We start from the raw sequence: 22,846 nt of genomic DNA on the forward strand, positions 1-22,846 counted from the left end.
TTTGTTAAATAAATGAAAGACTGTTTCATCTTTTAGAAAAAGCATACTTGAATCTTTCTAGATAGGTACAAAAATCTCCTTGTTTGTCATGCTTGGAGAGCCAGCAAAGGGATAAATCTTTCAAAGTAAGTTCAAAAGTTTCTGCTGCTTCATAAACCAGAAAAAAGCCGGGCCCAAATGCACATAAAAAAAGGAGACTGTCCGGCTTTTAAAAACAGTCTCCTTTGAAATATTTGAAATAGGCTATTCTTTGTGAGGTGCACCTGCCAAAGGAATTGTCTCGGGGATGTTTTCCACTTTACCCATAAGGTAAGTTTTGGGACCCAGGTATAACTCGGAATTCAATATCTCATCCCAGGTTATGTCTTTTCCTGTGTATGCTGCTATTCTACCCATAATGGTTACAAGCGTAGAGTAAGCCTGGTCAACCCCGTCGTTTATGGTGTTCCCTGTTCTTATTGCGGTGACCAGGTTTATATGTTCCTGAACGAAGGGATTGGTCACTTTCCATTCCGACTGGTTGTCATTTTCAGCAGGTAAAGGGTACTCCCAAACAATATTTCCTTTCAGGTCATACAGCTTTCCGGATGCGTCTGCATAACCGTTTGAGCAATTAATCTGCTCAACTTTCCCATTACTGCACCCGTCTATCTGACGTGAAGCGCAATGTCCTCGCATGCCGTTTTCATAAAGATATTCGATACTGAAAAAGTCATACTGATCACCGGTGACCCTTCTTTGGCGCCCTCCCCAACCGGTAGCTTTTACAGGGTACTGCCCAAAATACCAGTTCATCACATCTATCTCGTGAATGAACTGTTCTGTAATATGATCTCCCGACAGCCAGCAGAAGTTTACCCAGTTTCTTAGCATATACTCCATATCTGTCCATTCCGGCCTTCTGTTGCGAAACCACAAGGCTCCCCCGTTCCTGATAATGTTTGCTCCGGTTATTTCACCGATTTCACCGTTTAATACCCTTCGTCGGGTCTCCATATAGTCCTTCTGTGAACGGCGAATGGTCCCGCTGATTATATTCAGATTAAGTGATTCAGCTCTTTTTACTGCTGCCAGCACTTTCCTTACACCTGTGGGGTCAACAGCAATAGGCTTCTCCATAAAGATATGTTTTTTTGCGTTCACAGCGGCCTCTACATGTGTAGGACGAAAATGTGGAGGTGTGCATAACAGTACTATATCAATTCCCGAATCAATAACTTTCTCATAGCTGTCGAAACCAATAAAACAATTCTCATCAGGAATTTCCACATTTTTTTTCTTTTTCAAAATCTCCCTGCAGGCATCCATCTTATCCTGGAAGACATCACCAAGAGCCACTATCTGCAGATTTGGCCCTGCATTCAGGAAATCTATTGCAGCACCAGTACCACGACCACCACAACCGACCAATCCGGCTTTTAGAACTTTTCCATCGGGTGCCTGATCTGGTAATACAGGGAGTGTTAACCCGGCTTTTTTATCTTTTTTTTGAGATGAGCAAGAACTCAGAATCGGAATTCCAGCGGTTATTCCTATTGTTCCGGCTACTAATGAACTTTTTAGAAAATTTCTCCGTGATAATTGATTGTTTTGTTGCATTTCGAAATAATATGTTTTAAGACTTCAGATAACTGAAAATTATATCAATAGATTGTAATTCACATTTGGCAAAGATAGAAAAATAACGAAGTAATATATTCATAATTTGCGAAAAATGAGTTTCAAAAAAAGATTAATCAGAGGATAGACTTATATCTTAAGAAATATTTTTCGCCTATAGAGGATATAAAGAAACACCCATCCTATGGTTATATATCCTGCAGACATGACAATGGGAGCCCAAGTTTCGGGAAAGAGTTCAGCAATACCACGGAAGAAAAATTCATTTGCATTTCCCCACCGTATGATACGGTTAGCAAGATAGATTGTAATAGGGTTCATCCCTATCACGACGAAGAAAAAAGACCACTTACTTAACCTCCACACGTCAATAATCAGGTAAAAAATAGCCATCAAAAGCAGGCTTATACCTCCAACCCAACAGACAAAAGAGCTGGACCACAGTATTTTATTAATAGGGAAGGCAAGATTCCATAACTGACCTGCTATCATAAGGATAACACCTGCAATAGCCATATACAATACTTTCTTTAATGGTTTCAGGTTTGTTAAAAGCAGCTCCCCTGTCAGAATACCTAATAATCCTGTCCCAGTAGCGGAGATCAGAGCCAATATCCCTTCGTTATCTCCCAGCTCAAAACAGCAGAAACGTCCCGGTAACAGAAGCCTGTCGATATAACTTGCAATATTTCCCTGCATTGAATAATGATCGGGATCTCCAGTATCAGGTGCCTTAAACAGTACAAAAAGGAGCCAGTAGAAAATCAGGATACCCCAGAACCAGATTACACGTGTTTTTGATTTTTTCGTATTCATGAAAATCAATGTGGCAAACATCCATGCCAGTCCAATTCGTCCCAGAACGCTTGCATAACGCAGGTTTGCGAAATCGAAGCTGATACCGTTATTGTAAATAATACCTATCAGCACAAGTAGCAACCCTCTCTTAAAAATATGCCTGTAAAGTGAATTCCTTCCATCTTCCATCTTTAAACGCTTTTGTGCAGAGAAGGGAAATGAGACACCGGCAATGAAAAGGAACAAAGGAAAGATCATGTCATATGCGTGAAAACCATGCCATTCTATATGTGTCATCTGGTTTGCCCACCACTGCAGAGCGGGTAATCCGGTTAAAGAGCCCAGCAGTATAAAAAACTCACCTGCACCCATAATCCAGAACATGTCGAATCCTCTCAGAGCATCGAGTGACTTTAGTCGCTGTGGCTGAATCTCGTTTCTAGTTTTTTGTTTCATCGATACAAGATACAATTTATTACAGATACGATATAATCTCATCCATTTGTGCCGAGATCATCTTCAGATGATTCCGGTCTCCCCCGTTTACCTCTGCAGTGAGCCATCCTCCCTGATGATTTATCTCTTTGACGGCTTTCATTACCAAAGGCCAGTTATTGTCGCCTTTCAGCAGATCTACTTTGAACCCTTCCCACAATCCTTTGGAGTTCATCAGCTCGCGGCTGAACTCTTTGATGTGGAGTTTCATAATGCGTCTGTTTAATGTCCTGATCCAATGCTCAGGCCATCCGTAACGCAGCACATTACCAATATCGAAATACCATCCTACAAGAGGATGATTTATTTCATCAACAAATCTTTTTGCTTCCACCGGACTTATGAGGAAATTGTTCCATACGTTTTCCAAAGCAATTTGCATCCCTGTTTCTTCTGCATAAGGAATCAGCTCTCTGATTGAGTTTTGAGAAGTGATGTATGCCTGCTCGTAAGATACCTTTTCGTTGACTACACCCGGCACGACTAAAACCGTGTCTCCACCCATCTCTTTCACCTCCTGCAAAGATTTCGCGACAGAGTCGATACACTTTTTCCTCACGGCCGGGTCGGGATCGGAAAGGGGTGAACTCCAGTGGTCCTTGTTTACAACCGAGGGAAGTTCAATCCCCGATTTGGCTTTTGCCTCAAGGATCTCGGGCATATTAAAATCAACAGGTGAGTTTAGTTCTACACCGTTGAATCCAAGATCTACGGCAAGTTTAAATTTGTCAGTTAATGACAACTCCTCTTTGATCATTCCAAGCCCCAAGCTCTTTTTTAAGGCGACTTTTTGTTTCGGCTTATTGTCTACAAGGGTTGATGATAGACCCAACGATGGAGTGACAGTCTCAATGGGCGATATCGTTGCAGACAAGGGAGAAACGACTGTCGCTCCCGCAATGGCGGCAGCCGATTTAATAAATTCCCGTTTGTTCATATCTATGATTATTTAAATTCAGTAATTCCTGGAATAGCAATAGGTATATCATATTTTGTATCATACACAGTAATTTGCAAAACGATTTAAGCAAAGATTAAATGCTTATATTAGTGACATTCTTTTGTCACAAATATAGTCGAATTTTTTAACATGTCTATGAATTTCACAAAGAAGGAGAGATTAGTGCATGAAAAAACAAATGGGCACCAAATATTTCCTCTTAATATCTGCCTATTCTATAAATTTATGGTTTAGTAACCCAAAGTGTAAACTTATTGGGGTGTATACATTTCATCAGTCTCTCACGGGAAAAACAGCAATTCGTAATGTACTGCACCCATAGGGGATAAGTTCAATGTCTTCTTCATTACCAATGTCTTTTTCCTGTTCAGTGAGAAAATAAGATACCGGGCCGGCCGACCCGTTGTATTCTTTCCATCCGGGGAGGCGTAATCCTGTTGTTCTTATTTTAACAGGTGCATTTTGCAGCGTCCAGGGATAATCTGAAGTCATGTTTTTTGTTTCAACAATAAAAGCTTTCTCAACATTTTCTTTACTTAAGTTACGGATAGGTAAGGCATAGTTCCAGGGAGAGTCGCTGGTGACCTGGTAATACCATTTTCCGTAACGTTTGGTTTCGTGGGGCTCTGTTGTTTTCTTTTGCCAGTTTTCATTCATCTTCAGCGCATACAGAAGTGGGCCGCGTTCAACGGCCGTTCCGCCATCGTACCATCGGCTTATCGACACTTCCATGGGCAGGCGTAGAACGACCTTGTCATTGCTTTTCCAGGCACGATCGATCTTTGCGATTTCACCTTGCCTTGTTTCTGCCGTAACCCCTTCCCCGTTTATCGTTATTACGGGGTTTTTACACCATCGGGGAATACGCAGGTGGAACGGAAATTTTATTCTTTCTTCTTTTTTATCTGGAAACTCAAAGGTAAAAGTAATGGTTTCCTCAAAAGGATACTGTGTGGACTCTTTAACGGTGATGAGTTGTCCATTTCCTACCTTTGCTGAAACCTCCGATGGGGCATACACCATTGCGGCAATGCCGTTATCGTTGGTCGCATACCAAAGATTCTGCGTAAACTTGGGCCACCCCTGATGCATGTTGGAGGTACAGCAGGGGTATCCGGTGAGTTCTCCGAAAAGGTTGTCTGTATCGTGATGGGGAGTTACGAAATTTCGCATGTCCCGGCTGACTTTAATCTGGTTGACCTGCTGGTAATACTGTCGAGCGCCAAAATCGTCGGTGGTTTGAGTTGGTAAGGCATTATAAGCAATTTTTTCGAGGTGGTCTGCCCATTGCACATCACCGGTAACCTGGAGGATACTCTCCAGCGAATACATCATCTCCACTGCGGTGCAAAGCTCAGAACCTTGAACGGGATTTCCAAAACGGAGCAATTCGTCGCCCGCCCATAATCCGATGGGCAATCCGATGGTGTTGCGCATATCGCGGACAGCCTTTTTTACCGCTTCGAGCAGTTCAGGATTTTGATTCTGCTGGAAATAGATAACCGGTTCTTTAAATCCCTGTCCGAGATTTACACAATGTAAGCTGTGCTGGCGCGATAGATGATCCTGATGGAGGAATACATCCGTCCAGTTGAATGTTTGTTTGTGGATCAGCTCACCCAATTCGAGTAAAAAAGGATCTCCCGTAATGTTGTACAGCCAATAGACCATCATCAGGTTATCTCCTCCGCGCTGTTCTCCCCAGAATGTCCAGTTTCCCAGCGGATGGTTGGGTAATTCTTTCAGCTGATAGTTGAAATATTTTGTCATAAAGGGAATTATCCGTTTATCCCCGGTTGCGGAATAGTATTGCTGCATTACTTTCAGCATCACCATTTTAGGCCACCAGTCGTGAGCGTTGTTTCGCTGCAGGCCTTCTTCGGGTTCCCGGTCGGTATCCGGGCCAAAGTATCCGTTTGGCTTTTGCGATGCCAACGTCCACTCAATCCAGGGCTGTACTTTCTTTGTTAATTCCGCATCGTTCATAATATAGGCGAGCGGCAAGAGTCCGTCAATCCAGTACGGTCCTCGTTCCCACACGTCTCCGTCACCGCCCAGCCATCCGTTTCTCTGTCCGGCGACCTGCGGGTAAATAGAGTCCAGATGTCCTGTCATTCCTGTCCGCATCCGGTTCAATTGTTCTTTGAGCCACCCTTGAGGGCGTATAGCTCCGACGGGCAGTTCGATATAGGTTTTGCCGGTCAGCGGGGCACGGTTGCCGGGATAGTTAGGTGGTTGCCCTGAGTTACTTCCTTGTGAATGAAAGCCCAAGATCAAGAAGGTTGAAATAAAAATGGCAATTAAATATTTCATACGACTAAAATTATTAACTTTAAAATATGTCGTATGGAACCTGCTTTTAGTCATCAACATGGTTTCAAGCTGTTTACATGCTCATCTCATACGATTATTTTTATTTTCAAAGTAAGAGGGGGGACCGGGTTTTCAGCCCCCTCCCCTTGAATTGGTCCGGATTTAAATTTCAGGCATCAGTGGCAGCGTGAAGCCGTTTTGGTATGTATGCCTTATCCACTCGTTTGCCATCTCCAGGGCGTTGAATTCGGCAAACCGGCGGTCGAACTTCGGATCCCCGTCTATCACCGCGTACTCATCCACCGTTACAATCTTTATCTTGTCCGTAGGGGAAATGTTTGTGAACTTCATATTTTCACCGTCCCACTTTAATTCCCGGTGCAACCCGTGTAATCCGGAGAGCCTGGTTGCCAGGACACCCATCACTACCATCTCGTTGAAAGGTCCCGAGAACTGGAAGTTGGACGAAGACTCCCTCCTGTTATTGGCGGGCTCCTTGCATGCCCTTATCCAGTCTTGTTCGTGGGCATCGGTAGCCCAAATATTTCCGTTTCCCCCCTTGACCCTGGGAATAGTGGGCTCGGGCTGTTTAAAGTCTGCCATCAGGGATGTGGGCAGGAGCGTCGGATTCATACCGTAACATCCTGTCATTATTTTCCCCTTTGTTCCCACTAAGATGATACCTCCGTTTTCATCCCCCATCATTTCGCCATCTTTCAATTCTTCCGGACGGTCGGGAACCAACCCGCCATCGTACCAGTAAACAGTTAATTCGGGCATTTCTACTTTTCCCTTAGGTGGCCGTGCCGGGAACTTATAAGTGACTTTTTGAGCCTGTGGCGGTGAATAAAGGTTTGAGAGTGTTGAGCTGGCCTCAACGCTAACTGGATACTTCAAATCCAATGCCCAGTATAGCGGGTCCATGATGTGACAGGCCATATCACCCAGGGCGCCTGTACCGAAATCCCAGAAACCGCGCCAGTTCCATGGCGTGTATGCCGGGTCGTAAGGCCGTTTTGCGGCCGGCCCGATGAACAAATCCCAGTCGAGGGTCGCAGGAACGGGAACACCCCCCCTTTGGTTCGGCCAGCCCTTGCGGCCATATTGGGCGGTCTGTCCAGCAGTGAGCCTCGTAGACGTCGCCAATGACGCCCGACTCGACCCACTCTGCCACTTGCCGGCACCAGTCGAACGAGTTGCCCTGGTTACCCATCTGGGTGGCAACCTTGTGCTTTTTTGCCAGCCTGGTAAGCAGCCTGGATTCATACACGCTGTGTGTCAGCGGTTTTTGCACGTATGTGTGTTTCCCTGAAGTGATGGCGTGAGCAGCCACTCCCGCGTGTGTGTGATCGGGCGTTGCCACCATGATTGCATCTATGGTGTTACCCATTTTGTCGAACATCTCCCGCCAGTCTTTAAACTGCCTGGCCTTGGGATAATCGCCGAATGTCTTTGCGGCATATTTCCAGTCCACGTCGCAAAGGGCAACGATGTTCTCCGTCTTCATGTTGGCCAGGTTGCGGCGTCCCATCCCGCCAACGCCAACGCCCGCGATGTTGAGCTTGTCGCTGGGAGCCATATGCCCGAATGATTTACCTAATATGCTGTTAGGTACGATAGTCAGCCCGGCGGCGCCTGCCGCCGCCGTTTTTAAAAATTTTCTTCGAGAATAGATTTTCATATTGATATTTTTTAATTTATTGTAGTTTTATAATTCATGTATTTTGTCTGGATCAACTTTTGAAAGTCATTTAGAAAATTACTGTTTTTCTTCAAGAATCCAGAGTGTTTATTTTGGATATTTCATTGTAATGATTAGTTATTCAATCCACAATCCCTGTTTTTTGCAAAAGGCATATTCATATGAAGTATTTGTATAATATCCTAATTGAGTAGCATTATTCATAAATTCTAACCACCAATCAGGGAGTCTTATTCCTATGCCTGGATTATGATACGAAAGTGATGCAATATCTGTTTGTACAGCTATTTTTACTTTTGGATTTGCGTTTTGGATTGCTTTTTTCGCATATTCGTAGCCTGTTAAATAATTGGGAGGCAACAACGGATCACCCCAGTCTTGATAAGACGTTTGTATAAAAAAGACATCCGGTTGAACTTCTTTTGCAATTCTTGGCATATCGAGACCAAAATGTTCTCTAATCTCAGAAAGCGAACCACCTCTAACAGCAATTCCCCAAGATGCAAATACCGTTTTAGGATTTGCAGTCCTAACAGCTTTTTTTATTTTACGATTGAAGTTTAGAATTGCATCGACCCGAAAATTTTGCCACTTATAATACCATTCTTTATTATTCCTGATAGCTTCGAATGACAATGCCGACCTGTTCAATCCCAAATACTCACGAGTAAACTTTTGTCTTGCAAATAAACTAACATCTCCGTAGTGACCAGTGGTATTGATTGTATACCATTCAGGAAAATATGATTCTGCAAATCCAATTCCTGCAAAATCATAGTTTTTAAATATTCGGTTTACTCTCTCTACTTGCCACTGTATATAATCATCATTATGAAATGAATAAAAATGTAAAGATGGATCAGCATAAGGTTTAAGAAATTTCATCTCCCATTCTTCCGGCAGTTGATCGTACATGCAGTTCCCAGGTAACATGATCCAAATTGCAATGCCGTTTTCTTTTAGTGCTTTCATATAATCCGGTCTAAATAACGTATCATCTTTACTCCCATCCCATTTCTTTACGATTACAAAGTGGACTGACGTTATCTTTGCTTTTTTCAGATCTGAGATTACTTCTTCAGGAGAAATATTTAGAGTATACAGTACTACTGGATCTATCTGAATAGAATTCCCTTCAGTCTTCTTGACATTTTCTTTGTTTTCGTTGTAATCTACAATGTCCCCATTTTCTATACCGCCATTGCTATTATCACCATTGTCAGGAGGAATATTACCAGAGCATGAGATTAATAAGGCTATAAAAAACGTAAAACTCCATATTAATTTCAATAACTTTAACATAATTTTAATATTTTATATCGTTCTTGTTGCTGAATATAACCACTCTTTCTATGTATATTTTGTAGCCAATAGAATTTGGCTCTTTTTTATTCAACACAACTATTTTTAAGGTATGATCACCCTCTTCAAGATTCATTGCATGAATAATATGTTGTCTGTTTGCAAGCCATTTACCCGCCTCTTTTTGATAATAGCAATTAAACTCTCTCAAGGGCTTATTATCGATATATGCCATTGCCGTACCGCCATCTACATTATAACTTCCCATAATTGTGATGCCTGTGCCTTTGAACTTAATTTCAAAAATATCACCGGGTTTTGTTGAAACTTGATATAACTCATAATCCCCATCACCGTTCTGAAAATCTTCCCAGCTTCCGGTGAGTGAATATTTTTCTTTATCAGTCATTGTTACAAGATCAGTCATAATTTTATTTTGAAAAGCTTGTTCCAATTCCCCGATTACTTTTGGTTTTTGTAGTTTAACTCTATAGGTAACATTTTCTAAAGTACCCCCATTGGATAGAATATTTTCTTCTGCAAATAGCTCTGTCTGCGATACAGCTTTTTTAAAAGAATAGTTTGTGTTTAAAAACAGACTGTCTTCCATGTGAGGAATATGAGACTTGAATTTTTCATCTATCGCCTCGAATCCATACATAATACCCAAAACTGCTGCTGCGTTAGCTGCATTACAGTCAGTATCTTGTCCACATCTAATTGTAATTTCGACAGTTTTGCCCATATCGTTTTCTCCATAAAGCAATCCCATTGCAATATATGCCCCATTGATGGTTGCGTCAATATTGAATGGATGATAAGGGACACAGACATCAGCGTCTCCCCATCTTTCCTGAATTGTCGTCCATGTTTTTTCCCAATTATCCGGATTTGTGTCGTATCCGTCAATAACAGTTTGAATGGCTTGGGCATATTCACTTTCAGTCGGGATTAATTGCAGTGCCTTTTTTACCACAGTTTTCGCATCCGATTCAAAGAAAGCAAATGCATGCATCCCTGAAACAAAAATACCACCATAAAGCCCATCGCCATACGCCATGATTCGTCCGATACTGTCTGCCATCAGAGCGGCAGAATAAGGCATGCCAGGATTTATAAAACCAATAAAATCGGACTCAATTTGAAAATCCAGGTCATTTGCATGCATGTTATATTCCGGAGTTCCCGAAAGAGGTGGCATAATGTCATCAAAGAAATTCTTACGAGCCTGAAGATTGGCATGACAAAGATTGAATTGAGCAAAGGCAAACTCTTCTGCAAGTTTCGCTACTGGGGTTTTTAAACCCTCATTTTTTTCCATTGTTGCCATAAAACTTAATTGCCCGTAAATATCATCCTCTCCAAGAGCGCCTTCAATCATCTTAGGAGTCCAAGTGATTGAGTCCTTAAATATTTCACCAACGGCTTGAAATTCCATATCAATACCATGCATAACCCCGATCATTTTGCCTGCCCATGCACCTTTTATTTTGTCATGTAATTTGGCTTGTGTTATTTCTTTATATTCCTCACTGGCTATCTTTCCACATGAGGTGAGAAAACATATCAAGAAGATAAATAAAATACCTTTTATTTTCATTGGCTATTGATTTTTTGATAGTTTATTTAATCCATAGATTCTGTTTTTTGCAGAAAGCATATTCATAAGAAGTGTTTGTGTAATAGCCCAGTCTGGCTGAATGATTCATAAATTCAATCCACCAGTTTGGTAACCTAACCCCGATTCCCGGATTATGGTATGAGAGTGAAGCAATATCTGTCTGAACTGCCATTCTTACGTTGGGATTTGCTGCCTGTATTGTCTTTCTTGCATATTCGTATTGATTTAAATAGTCTGATTTTAAATTAGGGTCAAGCCAGTCTTGTGATGATGTTTGTATAAAGAATATATCCGGTTTTACTTCTTTTACCAGCCTTACCATATCTAAACCAAAATGCTCTCTGATTTCTCCTAATGTCTCATTTCTTAACGCAATTCCCCATGATGCGAATATGGCTTTGGAATTTACTTTTCGAACGGCTTCTTTTATTTTTTTATTAAAGTTAATGATAGCTTCTACTCTATAGTCTTGCCATTTTTTATACAATGTTGGATCGTTTCTGATAGCGTCGAAAGTTAATGCAGAGCGATTAAGTCCCAAGTACTCTCTGGTAAATTTCCTCCTTGCATAAAGGCTTACGTCTCCATAGAACCCATTTGAATTAATAGTTCTCCACTCTGGAAAATATGTTTCGGCGAAACTTATTCCAATAAAATCATAGTTTGTTAAAATCCTTCTAATTCTTTCAACTTGCCACGTTACATAGTCGTCATTATGAAACGAGAAAAAACGTACTGAAGGGTCTGTATATTGTGTCAAAAATTCCATCTTCCACTCCTCAGGTAATTTTTGTCCACCATACATTCCATTACCGATAAACAATGCCCATATTTCTATACCGTTATCTTTAAGCGCTTTTAGGTATTCCGGTCTTAAAAGTTCATCATTCTTACTGCCATCCCAGTCTGTTACCAAAAAAAAATGGACAGAAGTAATGTTGGCTTTTTTAAGGTCAGCAACTAGTTCACCCGGAGAAATATTCAGTGAATAGAAAACAATAGGATCTATTTGGATGGAGTTTCCCGCAACTTTTTTGATGTTTTCTGCATTTTCCAAGACTTCGGGTTTTTCATCCGGATCTTCTGTTTCAATAGGTAAATCGTTTTTTTCAGAGCAAGAAAATAGCAGAATTAAAAGTGTTGAGCAATGCAATAATATATATTTCATTTTATTCATCATGATCAAATTATATTATTTTATAAGAGTTGTTGTGCCGATTTTTATCGGCACAACAACAATTTTATCAAATCACTGAGGAGTATAAATCATTCTATAGGCAAATACTCCTGCTTTGTCAGGTTCCATAGCCGCAACTGATACATAGATATATGCATCATAATTATCTACATATACCGAAACATCACCCCATCTATTATAATTTACACCTCCATATATAGCAGATCCCATTAAGAAGAAATCTTCGTAGCCTGTTTCACCTGGTTTCAATTCAATCTTTTCTCTATTCGTTATATCGAATATGCGAGTAAATGTTCCATCCCACGCCCAGAATGCCTGCGTTGTCATGACCAGGAACTCTTCATTGTTAATTTCAAAAGTTTCAAACCCAAGAATTTTATATTCATGATTGTTCTTTTCCATTTGCATTGGAATTTGATCGTTCGTGCTCAGAATTTCAAATCTACTCCCTTTTGCTTGTGTTCCGCTATCACCCCCATCATAATGCATATAAGATACATAGAGGTCAGAGTTGTCGTCGATATTCTTCCTTTTTACTAATGCAGTAGTCCAATTAGTTCCAGCATTATCATAGCTAATCACATTGGGTATTTTAGATTTGACTACTCCATCGTTAAATTCCCAATAATAAATATTCTTGTCATTTTCAGCCGTAGCATAAATATAAGCCTTACCTGTGGAAAGGTTACCGGTTACCGTCATTTTTGTACCTAATACCAATCCAGAAGGAGTATATTCCAGTATCTCTTCTCCCAATGCACCATCAGGCAAATTTTTGATATCTCTGTAGAGAAATACCCTGAATCCTGCGCCCCACATGTTGTAACGATTTACAATTACATTTCCGCCCGCGTCTGTATTAACACTCATATTAAGTGTTGGATAAGGAGCCTTTAGTGTTTTTACATAACTTACATTGTTCCTGTCAAAAATACGAATACCTTCATCTCCATTTCGAACAATAAGGTAATCTTTTGTTACAGACATTCCTGATATATTTGAGTTTACAATTCCCAATTCCTGAGCACTTTTAAACCATAACGATTTGAACACTGTTCTCATAGGAGTTGGGACCACTTCTATATAATTTGTTTTTTGTTCTCCAAAAGCATTCACTACAGTGATTTTATATGGCTCTGTGAAATCTACCATATTAGGCAATGCTGGTATTACAAAGCAATTGTTTTGTACACTTACAGTAGGTTTTAATTCTGTAACATCAAGAGGATCTTCTTCAAGAGTGGGTATTTTTACATAAATAGTTTCACCATCCTCGTATGGTCCTGCTTTAGTAGCCATATATATTTGATCTTCACCAGGAATTTTAATCATAACATTCATTAAACCATCTTTCTGATTTGCAATAACCGACTCTTCTTCTTGAACACAAGCGGTAAAAATGGTAATTATGACGACTATTGTTAATAATATTTCTTTCATTATTTCTTTCATAATTAATGCAATTAAAGAAGTTATTTCCATATATCAGTTTGTTCAGCTAATTGGTTCTTTTGTAACTCCGCTGAAGGGATTGGAAAAGTATCATATCTATCTAAATATACACGTTTTTTCCTTTCGCAATCAATAAGCCTATAAGTAAATGTCCCATCTGAATTTTTAATGGTTTTTACCCCTTTCATCGATACTCCGTTTAGTACGCTTTTTGCTATTCCCCAACGACGAAGATCCCAAAATCGATGCCCTTCAAAAGCCAATTCAACAATGCGTTCACGTCGTAGTTCTTTGTTAAATTCATTTCTATTGCTAACTGGCAACGGATCCAATCCTCCTCTTTTTCTTACCTCGTTTAGATAATCGAATGCTGTTTTTAACTCATTTTGTTCAGCCATGGCTTCGGCATAAATTAGTAATACTTCGGCATAACGTAAATAATATAATGTTAAGCCTGATTTATCAAAACCGCCCCTTTGTTTTTCATCAAACAATTTTCTTAAATAATAACCTGTTGTGCTTCCACCTGCACCTTGTGTCATAGCATCTTTTCCTCCTTCGTAAGTCTCAATTATTCGACCTTTCCATTCGGCCCCATTGTATAATACAGATTGGTAGAATCTTGGTTCTCTATTTTTATATGGTTCAGATGCATGTACTGGATTATTCCAATCAAATTCAACATATTTTCCACTTCCATCTTTGATAAGATAATTCATTACAAGGTTTTCTGTCGGAGCTATCTCTGCATAGCCACCATCTCCTTTTGGACAATAAAAATAGTCAAAACTATAACCTAAATCTGGAGTACTATATCCTACTTCGAGTATGCTTTCCTTATTATTAATGTCATTCCCTTTTCCTCTTTCCATTTTAAATAGAGCTCCATAATCTGGATATAATTCATAAATATCGAGATCTATTACTGCTTTTGCTGCATCAGATGCCGCTTTCCAACGCTTAGCATACAACATTGTCCTAGCCTTAAGACCATATGCCCCACCCTTTACAAGTTTGCCTTTCTCTGCAGTAACAGGAAGGTGTTCTGCAGCAAAATCAAGATCTTCAGCTATAAAATCCCAGCATTCTTCCGGTTCGGATAATTTCCGGTCTTTTATATTCATATCTGGCAATTCTCTATGAATAACAACTCTTCCTCCATACCGGCGCGCAAGCATAAAATATACATGTGCGCGAAAAAAACGAACTTCGGCTTCAGCTCTTAATCGTAACTCCTCTGGAAAGTGCCCTCCATACGTATAAAGGCCATCGATAAAACGGTTGCATGCGATCACCCAATTGTGTCCCCATGCCCAATTGTCTAATGGGTTATTTGCAGGAGTAACTGGAACTGTATTAAAAACAAACTGGTTATGGCTGTCAATCTCCTGATTGAATTTTATCATGTCACTATACCCGTCATCTGAAACATTTTGAGAATAATAGGATGTAGTGCCTAGTAGACCGTAAAAAGAATTCAAATAAAGATCCAGGTTTTTTTCGTTTCTCCAGGGTGTTTCGGAGGTATAACGATCAGTCAATTCAGGTTCCATCGAACAGCTGGAAAAATATATAACAAAAAGTAAGATTACAGTTCCTGCTATTATTTTTATACTATTTATTTTCATATTGTTAAAATGTTAAATTTAATCCGAATTCAAAGACTCTCTGTGGTGGATAGTATCCCTGATTTACACTTGGCATTTCAGGATCCAAACCAAAGTCCAAGCCTGATAAAGTAAATAAATTGGTGCCAGATATATAAAACCTCAAATTTTGTACTCCTATATTGTTTATTATTTTTTGGGGTATTCTGTATCCTATTTGAGCTGATTTTAGACGAAGATAAGTCCCGTCTTGAACGTATAAAGAAGAGTGCTGAGAACCTTTTGCTCTTAGTTCAATTCCTAAACGGGGATATTTTGCATTAGTGTTCTCAGGGGTCCATGAGTTCTCTATTAATTCTTTTGGGGAATTTCCTCCAGCAAAGAAAGGTCTCGTGTAAAATGTGTCATCTCTGAAACCTCTATCAGTATATAATCCACATATTTCTACATCGAAAAGGGTCGCTCCCTGAAAAAACATGTTGAAATCAAAGTTTTTATACTCGCCGTCTAACTCAAGTCCGAAAATCATTTCCGGAATACTGCTTCGACCAATAGGTACTTGATCTTGTTCGAATGTAATACGTCCATCTCCGTTTATGTCTTTCAATTTGATATCTCCAACCTTGGTCGGCCCGAAAACAGCACTATTATCCACTTCTTCTTGTGATTGAAATAACCCTTCTGCTATAAAACCCCAGATTTGTCCAGCTGGTTTTCCTATGGAAGATGTATATTTTGTTTTATACGGATCTTGAGATAGTTTTAATATTTTATTTCGAGCCCATGTTAAATTATTTTTTACATTATAGCTGAATTCCCCAATCTTATACCTGTGGGTGAACAACATCTCAACCCCTCTGTTTTCAGTTTTCCCATAATTAATTCTGTTAGGGTAGAATCCCCCCATAGATGGTGGGTAGTCTGCAACAGAACCATACTGTCTGCTCCATAAAGAGTAAAAAACATCAAATTCTATCCCTAACAATCCTTTCCAAAGCATTGTCTCAAAACCTATATTCCAATCATCTTTTATGGGCCATTTAAGCCCATAATTTGGTACACCTCCTACATTCAAATATTTTTTGAGATTATTTCCGATCATTACTTCATTATTCGTACTGAGATGAGCTGTGGAAAAATATGTATATCCCATTCCAGAGTCGTTGCCCAACCTGCCGTATGATGTCCTTATTTTAAAATTATCAATAAATGAGTTAAAACGATCTTTGAAGAAAGATTCCTCTGATATCCTCCATCCTAGAGAGACACCAGGGAAAAATCCCCATCTTGTATCTCGTGGTAGAAATACTGAAGCATCGTACCTACCAACGAATTCTGCCAGGTATTTATCAGCATAGGCATAATTTATTCTAACGCCATAACCAGCTTCTTTAGCTAAAGCATGTCCTCCTCCAACAAGATCTTTTTCAATTTCTTCTCCGAAATTAATATCCATAATATCTTCTATCGGATAACCTCGTTTACCATTTGACATACTGGTATCTTGTATTCGCCTATATTCATAAAAAAGAAGTGAAGAGACCTCATGTTTGGCGATTTTTTTATTGAAATATACTTCAGGGCGTATATTGAAAATTTCTCTTTCGACAAACCATTGTTGGACAACTGCAATACCAGAGCTTCGGGCACGAGAATATTGTTTATTCCATGTTTTAGCTTGTTGATTATATACTTGAACATAGTATGGTAGTCCTTCGGTTTTAATCTTATTGTCAGATTTTTTATATGCACCATCCAATGATAGTTTTAAACCAGACACGAATGGAATGTCATAATTTATTCTTGCTTGCGCATCTAGTGTATTGCCTCGTGTTATTCCTTGTCCAGACAAATCTCTGGCGGCCAATGGGTGGTTGTCTCCATTTCCTTCGGTGTTGTAACTGGCAATAGGTTCTCCATCTGCATTGTAGGGCAAAAGAAAAGGATAAGTTAACATGGCTTGTGACATAATTGCTGCATAACTATTGCCCGAAGGTGCTAAGGCTGGTTGTTTTGTTTCACTTCGTCTGGCAGTTAGTGACATAGATGCGTTGAAATTATCTGTTACTTTCATATCAAGGTTGATTCGTGCCGAGTATCTATCGATGGAAGTTCGGTTTATAATGCCTTGTTGATTGAATACATCAAACATACCATAATAATTTACCCTGTTATTTTTACCTGATATGCTTAATGTGTTACTTCTAGTTGGAGCTGTGTTGTTGAATAATAAATCAAACCAGTCTGTATTGCCATATACACCATCTGGATCTCCATTAGCAATCTTGTCAATTTCTTCAGCTGAAAATCTCCAATTTACTTCAGGAACTCCATCCAGTTCTTGTGCTTTATTATACCATGTAACATATTCTAAACCATTTAGAAACTTAGGAAAGTTTGCATTTTGAGATAATGAAAGAGATGAGATAAAATTGATTGTTGGTTTGTCAGTATTTCCTCTTTTTGTGGTAACAACAATTACTCCTCCTGACCCTCTTAGTCCAAATACAGCCTGACTAGCAGCATCTTTAAGGATAGTAATTGATTCTATCTCGTCCGCTGTAAGATTTGGAAAATAATCGCTTTGAACCCCGTCAATAACATACAAGATACTCCCTGACCCAACTCCACGGACATAGAAATTAGCGCCATCATATCCTGGTTGTCCACTCTGTTGTTTTGAAATTAATCCTGGAATACGCCCCTGCATAATAGCTGAAATATTACCTGTAGGTGCTTTCTTTAGAACTTCTCCTGCTACTTGTGAGACAGCACCTGTCATGTGTATTTTCTTTTGTGTACCATATCCTACAACAACTAATTCATCCAACGTTTTTGTATCTTCCTGTAGAAATACTTTAAAACTTGTTTTTCCTGCTGTATTGATATTCTGTTCTAAGTAACCGATATAAGAAATATGAATAGTTGCATTATTATCTACATTCAATGTGAATTTTCCATCCATATCGGTAACGGTTCCGTTGGTGGTGCCGGCTTCAACAATATTTGCTCCGATAACGGGCACGCCGGCGGCATCCACAACAGTTCCTGTAACAGTTTTCTTTTGTTGTTGTACATTAGCAGCAACCGTCTCTGTTTTTTGTGCGTTTACTCTTTCAATAGTGGAAAGAATTATGTGGTTCCCTTCCATTGAGTGATTAACATTCTTATTTTTTAAGAGCTTATTAAGCACATTATTAACAGCTTGTTGTTTGGCTTTTATTGACACTTTTTCATTTGTGTTTACTTCATTGCTGTAAATAAACAGATAATCGGTTTGACTTTCAATTTCATTTAGCACCTCTTTGAGGGTTACGTTACGCTTGTTGATCGTAACTCTGGCGTTTTGGGTGTAACTCATTTCGGCCATAGAGCAAAAGACGCAGAGAAACAATAGAATAAAGGTTGTTCTCATGATTAATAAAAAATGTTTAATGGGTACTTTTTCGGTTAATTTATTACCCGTTGCATTGTTTTTCTTCATACATTTGTAATTGTTTTAAGTTGATACATAATTATTTTAGGTTGTGTTGACAAAAACATTTGATCGGTGGGCGTTGCAGCGCCTGCCGATTCCTTTCTAATGATTTATTCGATTACATCATAAGCTTTTAAATTTAGCATTCTTATTTAATATAAATATCACCGGTATCTTCGTCTCTCTCATAAGTAAAACTGATACTTTTCTGCAAGACGCGCAGAGCATAATCAACTCCGTCTGACTGACGAAATTTTCCTGTATAGGTGTGTTGAAATAATTTATCAGATTCTATTTGTATCTTAATATCAAAATATTTTTCAAGCGATAAAAGTATCTCTTCCAGCCTTTTATTGTTAAAGGCTATCAACCCTTTTCTCCACAAGTATTCGTCGTTATCTGAAATGTTTAAAACAAAAAGTTTGTCATCTTCTAGCGTGCTTTTTTCGTTTGGATTCAATGAGGCGAGCTTAACCTCATTTCTGTAAATATCAACACTTCCTGTAAACAGGCTGGTTTCAAAACTGTTGTATTTTGAGTACGCTTCAACATTAAAAGATGTTCCTGTTACTTTTACATCCCCCTGTTTGGTTTTTACTATAAACGGTTTTTTCTCGTTTTTGCAAACATCGAAATATGCTTCGCCGTCTAAAAAGACAGTTCGACTTTTCCTGGAAAATTGTGATGGATAACGTAGAGTGGTGTTGGCATTTAACCATACATTGCTGTTATCTGCAAGTATAAGGTTTATTCGTTGCCCGGGAGGAACGATTACAGTATTATACAGCTCTTCAGTATTTCTATGGTTAAAAATATGTAAACCACCCACAATAATAAGTAATGCTACAGCGGCAGCAGTGCTTATTATCCAGGGCGTGATTACGTTAATACTTTTTTGTTTCTTTATTATATCACTTGAATTAAATAGCAATGCGTCATATGTAACGCGTTCTTCAAGCAGAATTTTTTCGTTTTCCTTTGACTGTTCAATCCACTGACGGATTAATTTCTCCTCATCAATAGATGTCTCTCCTTCAAAAAAACGTTGTAATATCTCTCTGTTCATCGGTTATAAATTCCATGCGTTCTATTTAAATAACAGCTTAGAACAAGATCTCCCTAACAAAGAGTCGAAATTTAACAAAAATAAAATAAAAATAGCGATATACAGATGAAATCTACCAGTGATAGGCGTAGTCTTCCCAATGCTTTTGAGATATGAAACTCGATTGATTTGGTACTTAAGTTCATTTGTTCGGCAATTTCTTTATACGAAAGCCCTTCAAAACGGCTTAATACAAATATTTGTCGTGTTTTTTGGGGTAATTCTTTCAACGTGGATTCAATGATTCGTTGTATTTCATCGGAAAACAGGAAATCGGGGTCGCAAGCCTCAAGTGTGTTTATACGTGTGTTGAGAACCCATTCGTAGTGATCTCTCAACTCTTCTTTTACACGAAGCTGAACTTTCTGATTCTGGAGATAGTTTAAACATTTATTTTTAATGGTGGTTAGAATGTAAGCCGGTGGTTTGCTGTCACATGAAAGTTGATGCCTTTTTTCCCAATAAGATGTAAAGGCTTCCGTAACAAAATCTTCGGCAATTTGTTGCTCTTTTACATAGCTCAATGCAAAACGAATAAACCGTTCATAATATTCATTGAACAGTCTGTTGAAGTTTTGTATGTCGGAAAATGAGCTCATTTAACCAAAATTACGTAGCAAATATAAATATAATTTACGCAATATGATTAATATTAACACAATATGTTTCATAATTCATAATATAACACAATGATTAACACAAACTGAAATGTTCATGTGTTGGAATTTGTCAATCATTCTCAATATGTGAATTGTTCAATTACTCTTTTCAAACTTAAAAAACTAGTGTTAAAATATTTTTTCTATCTACTTAATTGCTATTTTTGTAAAACTAAAGCTTGAAGGGAGTACTGTGGAACAACTTTAAATTTACATTAACGTACATAGGATTTGCGAGGTTTAGGGAAGGGGAGGCATCAACACTTTCTTGTAATATAACAAATCTACTGTTTTCAATGTTGCCAAGAGGCGAGGAGCAGAGCATAGTAAGAAATACTCAATTAGTACACCCGATGAGCCGAAGACGATGTAGGGTAGGGTGAACAATATATTTCTGAAATTACTTCAGCGAATATTGTTAAAGAGTTTGCAATGCCACAAGCTAAATAAAGATTTGAATAAGAAAAAAATAAATAGTTTTAAGTGTATGAAATCGTCATGTTTGAAATAATTGTTAAACACTAATAGGTAATGATTATTTAAAATATCAAAGTTGCCATACACCATAAAGGAAAATTAAAATATCGTATGAGATTTACAATTAGACTATTCCTCTATTGGGTATCTATTTTTCTGATTTTTTTTATCGGAATTCATGTCGTGGTATATCTATTGTGGGGTATGCATATGGTGCTTTGGAAAGGCATGTTGGTTTTTTTAATTGTGGGGGTAATTCCTCCAGCGGTAATTACAGCCTATTTCTCAAAACGATTGGATTATATGGAATCAGAAAAACTTGATCCTCCATCGTTTTCAGGACAGAAGAAGGCTGTGTTTAAATTCAAGGGACGTACAAAACATCCATTCGATGAGGTGATGCAGCGTATAGACCGTCAATTGATTATATCTTTTTCTGATAGGAAAGGCCACATACTTAAATTCAGAACTGATTCAAGAATGACATCCTGGGGACTTGGTGGGTATCTGAAAATGGAAGATGAAGAGACGGTTACAGTAATAGTTTATCCCATCCGCCCTGGGTCTAAACGCGAAAAGTTGTTTGTAAATCAAACGTTAAGGTTGATACACTCTGTTCTTAACCCATAGCTTTCACCCTGTTCCAATTCAATCAATTTCAGCCTTAAAAGGGAAGCCTTCACAATAACGGATAACCTCTTCATTTACAAACCGAAGAAAATCGTTATGCTGCTCCTTTGTTATCATCTTAGGATAACTCAGGATAAGTAATTCCTGCGCCTGTGCTTCAATCCGGTAAGGCAGGTGTACAAAACGATAGGGAGTTAGTGTATAACCGGCACGTTCATAGAACTGCAGCCGTCGCACCGATAACTCGTTTACTAGCGGATCTATCTCAAGAATGATTGTGTGTTGTGTATCGCGTAAATATCTGATCATTTGCGAGCCGAATCCATGCCCACGGAGTTCTGGATTGACTGCCAGATACTCGAGGTAGCGGTAGGAATCCCATTCCCAGAAGAACATAAATCCTATCAGTTCGTGACCTTCCCATGCCGATAGGGGAAAGAATCGATCATCCTCACAGGCACGTAGATGATCCTCTTTCTTTCTTCGTTCTGCCAGAGGAAAACTATTTTCATATAGATCCCATACCATTTTCCAGCGCCATGAATCGGTGGTGCTGATCCTTACAAATTCCATCTGAATTAATTTTATCAGCAACTATTTCTAAAGTATATCAATAAAAACCTCCTGTTAGAGTTTAGATAAAATAAAAGATTCTTTCGTATTAATAATCCTAAATAGATGTTTCTGCTGCTGAAAGAGTTCAATATTTTTAAATTTCGCAAATACCGTCGGATGAACAGGATTTTCCTTTGCTGATCTCCACGATATTTTCTTCTTCTGTACGTTTTTTCCAGTTACCATACGCCTTGTTCAGCACCTTCACGAACAGATCTACCGGTTCGGAACCAACAATGGCTTGCCTTCTGTCCATCAGAAATGTTGGAACAGTGTCGAATCCAAGGTTGGCAGCCTCCTGCATATCCTGTTTTATCTCATATAGATAGTCGTCGCTCTTAAGCATCCGTATGATTTCATCTTCTTTCAACCCTGAATCTGTTCCAATGGATGTCAGTAAATCCCAGTCGCTATAATCTTTAGCTTCCTCGAAATAGGCTTTCGTCAGTTTTGCCAATACCGCTGTGTCCATCCCTATCTTTGCTGCCAATTTAATCAGCCGGTGTGCATCGCGTGTATTAGCTGCAATTGCGTTAGGAAGATTGGAAACGACACCCGCTTGCCCGGCAAGCATGTTAACTCCCTCAAACATACTGTTTATTTTCTCTTCAGTGTACCCGGCATTTTTGGCGAAATACTCACTTAGGGGATATCCGTTACCTTTATCGGGCAGGTCAGGGTTAAGCTGATAAGCTTTCCATTCGAGCTCCACCTCACCGGCATGCTCGAACTGCTGAAGCGCTTTTTCATAATGTATTTTTCCTATATAACAGTACGGACACATAATATCGGTCCATACTTCAACCTTCATTT

15 protein-coding genes and 1 pseudogene are annotated in these 22,846 nt (G+C 39.1%); 1 reads left to right on the forward strand and 15 read right to left on the reverse strand.

Annotation, left to right across the window (positions count from 1 at the left end):
- Positions 1-243: 243 nt before the first annotated feature.
- From KDN43_RS09135 to KDN43_RS09195, 13 genes and pseudogenes are all read right to left on the reverse strand, one after another.
- Positions 244-1,599, reverse strand: a complete 1,356-nt coding sequence (locus tag KDN43_RS09135; protein WP_238841663.1) for a Gfo/Idh/MocA family protein — start codon at positions 1,597-1,599, stop codon at positions 244-246.
- Between the two features lie 150 nt (positions 1,600-1,749).
- A complete protein-coding gene (locus KDN43_RS09140; protein WP_238841664.1) occupies positions 1,750-2,874 on the reverse strand; it encodes an acyltransferase family protein in 1,125 nt (374 codons plus the stop codon).
- 19 nt (positions 2,875-2,893) lie between these two features.
- Positions 2,894-3,850 (reverse strand): sugar phosphate isomerase/epimerase family protein, encoded by a 957-nt coding sequence (locus KDN43_RS09145; protein ID WP_238841665.1) that lies wholly within the window; start codon positions 3,848-3,850, stop codon positions 2,894-2,896.
- 297 nt (positions 3,851-4,147) lie between these two features.
- Positions 4,148-6,187 (reverse strand): beta-L-arabinofuranosidase domain-containing protein, encoded by a 2,040-nt coding sequence (locus KDN43_RS09150; RefSeq protein ID WP_238841666.1) that lies wholly within the window; start codon positions 6,185-6,187, stop codon positions 4,148-4,150.
- Positions 6,188-6,349: 162 nt separating this feature from the next.
- Positions 6,350-7,868: pseudogene (locus KDN43_RS09155) on the reverse strand (Gfo/Idh/MocA family protein).
- A gap of 138 nt (positions 7,869-8,006) precedes the next feature.
- On the reverse strand, positions 8,007-9,191 hold the full coding sequence (locus tag KDN43_RS09160; protein WP_238841667.1) for a hypothetical protein: 1,185 nt from the start codon (positions 9,189-9,191) through the stop codon (positions 8,007-8,009).
- A gap of 4 nt (positions 9,192-9,195) precedes the next feature.
- Positions 9,196-10,791 carry an ADP-ribosylglycohydrolase family protein gene (locus tag KDN43_RS09165; RefSeq protein WP_238841668.1) on the reverse strand — a complete coding sequence of 532 codons (1,596 nt, stop codon included), beginning with the start codon at positions 10,789-10,791 and terminating at the stop codon, positions 9,196-9,198.
- 22 nt (positions 10,792-10,813) lie between these two features.
- A complete protein-coding gene (locus tag KDN43_RS09170) occupies positions 10,814-11,992 on the reverse strand; it encodes a hypothetical protein (RefSeq protein WP_238841669.1) in 1,179 nt (392 codons plus the stop codon).
- 69 nt (positions 11,993-12,061) lie between these two features.
- A complete protein-coding gene (locus KDN43_RS09175) occupies positions 12,062-13,492 on the reverse strand; it encodes a DUF5018 domain-containing protein (RefSeq protein WP_238841670.1) in 1,431 nt (476 codons plus the stop codon).
- Positions 13,483-15,090 carry a RagB/SusD family nutrient uptake outer membrane protein gene (locus KDN43_RS09180; RefSeq protein WP_238841671.1) on the reverse strand — a complete coding sequence of 536 codons (1,608 nt, stop codon included), beginning with the start codon at positions 15,088-15,090 and terminating at the stop codon, positions 13,483-13,485. The genes KDN43_RS09175 and KDN43_RS09180 overlap by 10 nt, the downstream gene beginning before the upstream one ends.
- Positions 15,091-15,094: 4 nt before the next feature.
- Positions 15,095-18,553: a TonB-dependent receptor gene (locus KDN43_RS09185; protein WP_238841672.1), complete on the reverse strand. Its 3,459-nt coding sequence runs from the start codon at positions 18,551-18,553 to the stop codon at positions 15,095-15,097.
- A 142-nt stretch (positions 18,554-18,695) separates the two neighbouring features.
- A complete protein-coding gene (locus KDN43_RS09190) occupies positions 18,696-19,613 on the reverse strand; it encodes a FecR family protein (protein ID WP_238841673.1) in 918 nt (305 codons plus the stop codon).
- A gap of 71 nt (positions 19,614-19,684) precedes the next feature.
- Positions 19,685-20,251, reverse strand: a complete 567-nt coding sequence (locus KDN43_RS09195; RefSeq protein ID WP_238841675.1) for an RNA polymerase sigma-70 factor — start codon at positions 20,249-20,251, stop codon at positions 19,685-19,687.
- A gap of 648 nt (positions 20,252-20,899) precedes the next feature.
- On the opposite strand from KDN43_RS09195, the gene KDN43_RS09200 reads away from it, so the two are divergent.
- On the forward strand, positions 20,900-21,418 hold the full coding sequence (locus tag KDN43_RS09200; RefSeq protein ID WP_238841676.1) for a hypothetical protein: 519 nt from the start codon (positions 20,900-20,902) through the stop codon (positions 21,416-21,418).
- A gap of 18 nt (positions 21,419-21,436) precedes the next feature.
- On the opposite strand, the gene KDN43_RS09205 is transcribed toward KDN43_RS09200, so the two are convergent.
- Together KDN43_RS09205 and KDN43_RS09210 are read right to left on the reverse strand one after the other, a co-directional pair.
- Complete coding sequence (locus KDN43_RS09205) at positions 21,437-21,991, reverse strand: GNAT family N-acetyltransferase (RefSeq protein ID WP_238841677.1); 555 nt, start codon at positions 21,989-21,991, stop codon at positions 21,437-21,439.
- Between the two features lie 136 nt (positions 21,992-22,127).
- Positions 22,128-22,844, reverse strand: a complete 717-nt coding sequence (locus KDN43_RS09210; protein WP_238841678.1) for a DsbA family oxidoreductase — start codon at positions 22,842-22,844, stop codon at positions 22,128-22,130.
- Positions 22,845-22,846 lie beyond the last annotated feature (2 nt).

It is taken from the genome of Proteiniphilum propionicum (genome assembly GCF_022267555.1).
In the GTDB taxonomy this organism is placed as follows: Bacteria; Bacteroidota; Bacteroidia; order Bacteroidales; family Dysgonomonadaceae; genus Proteiniphilum; species Proteiniphilum propionicum.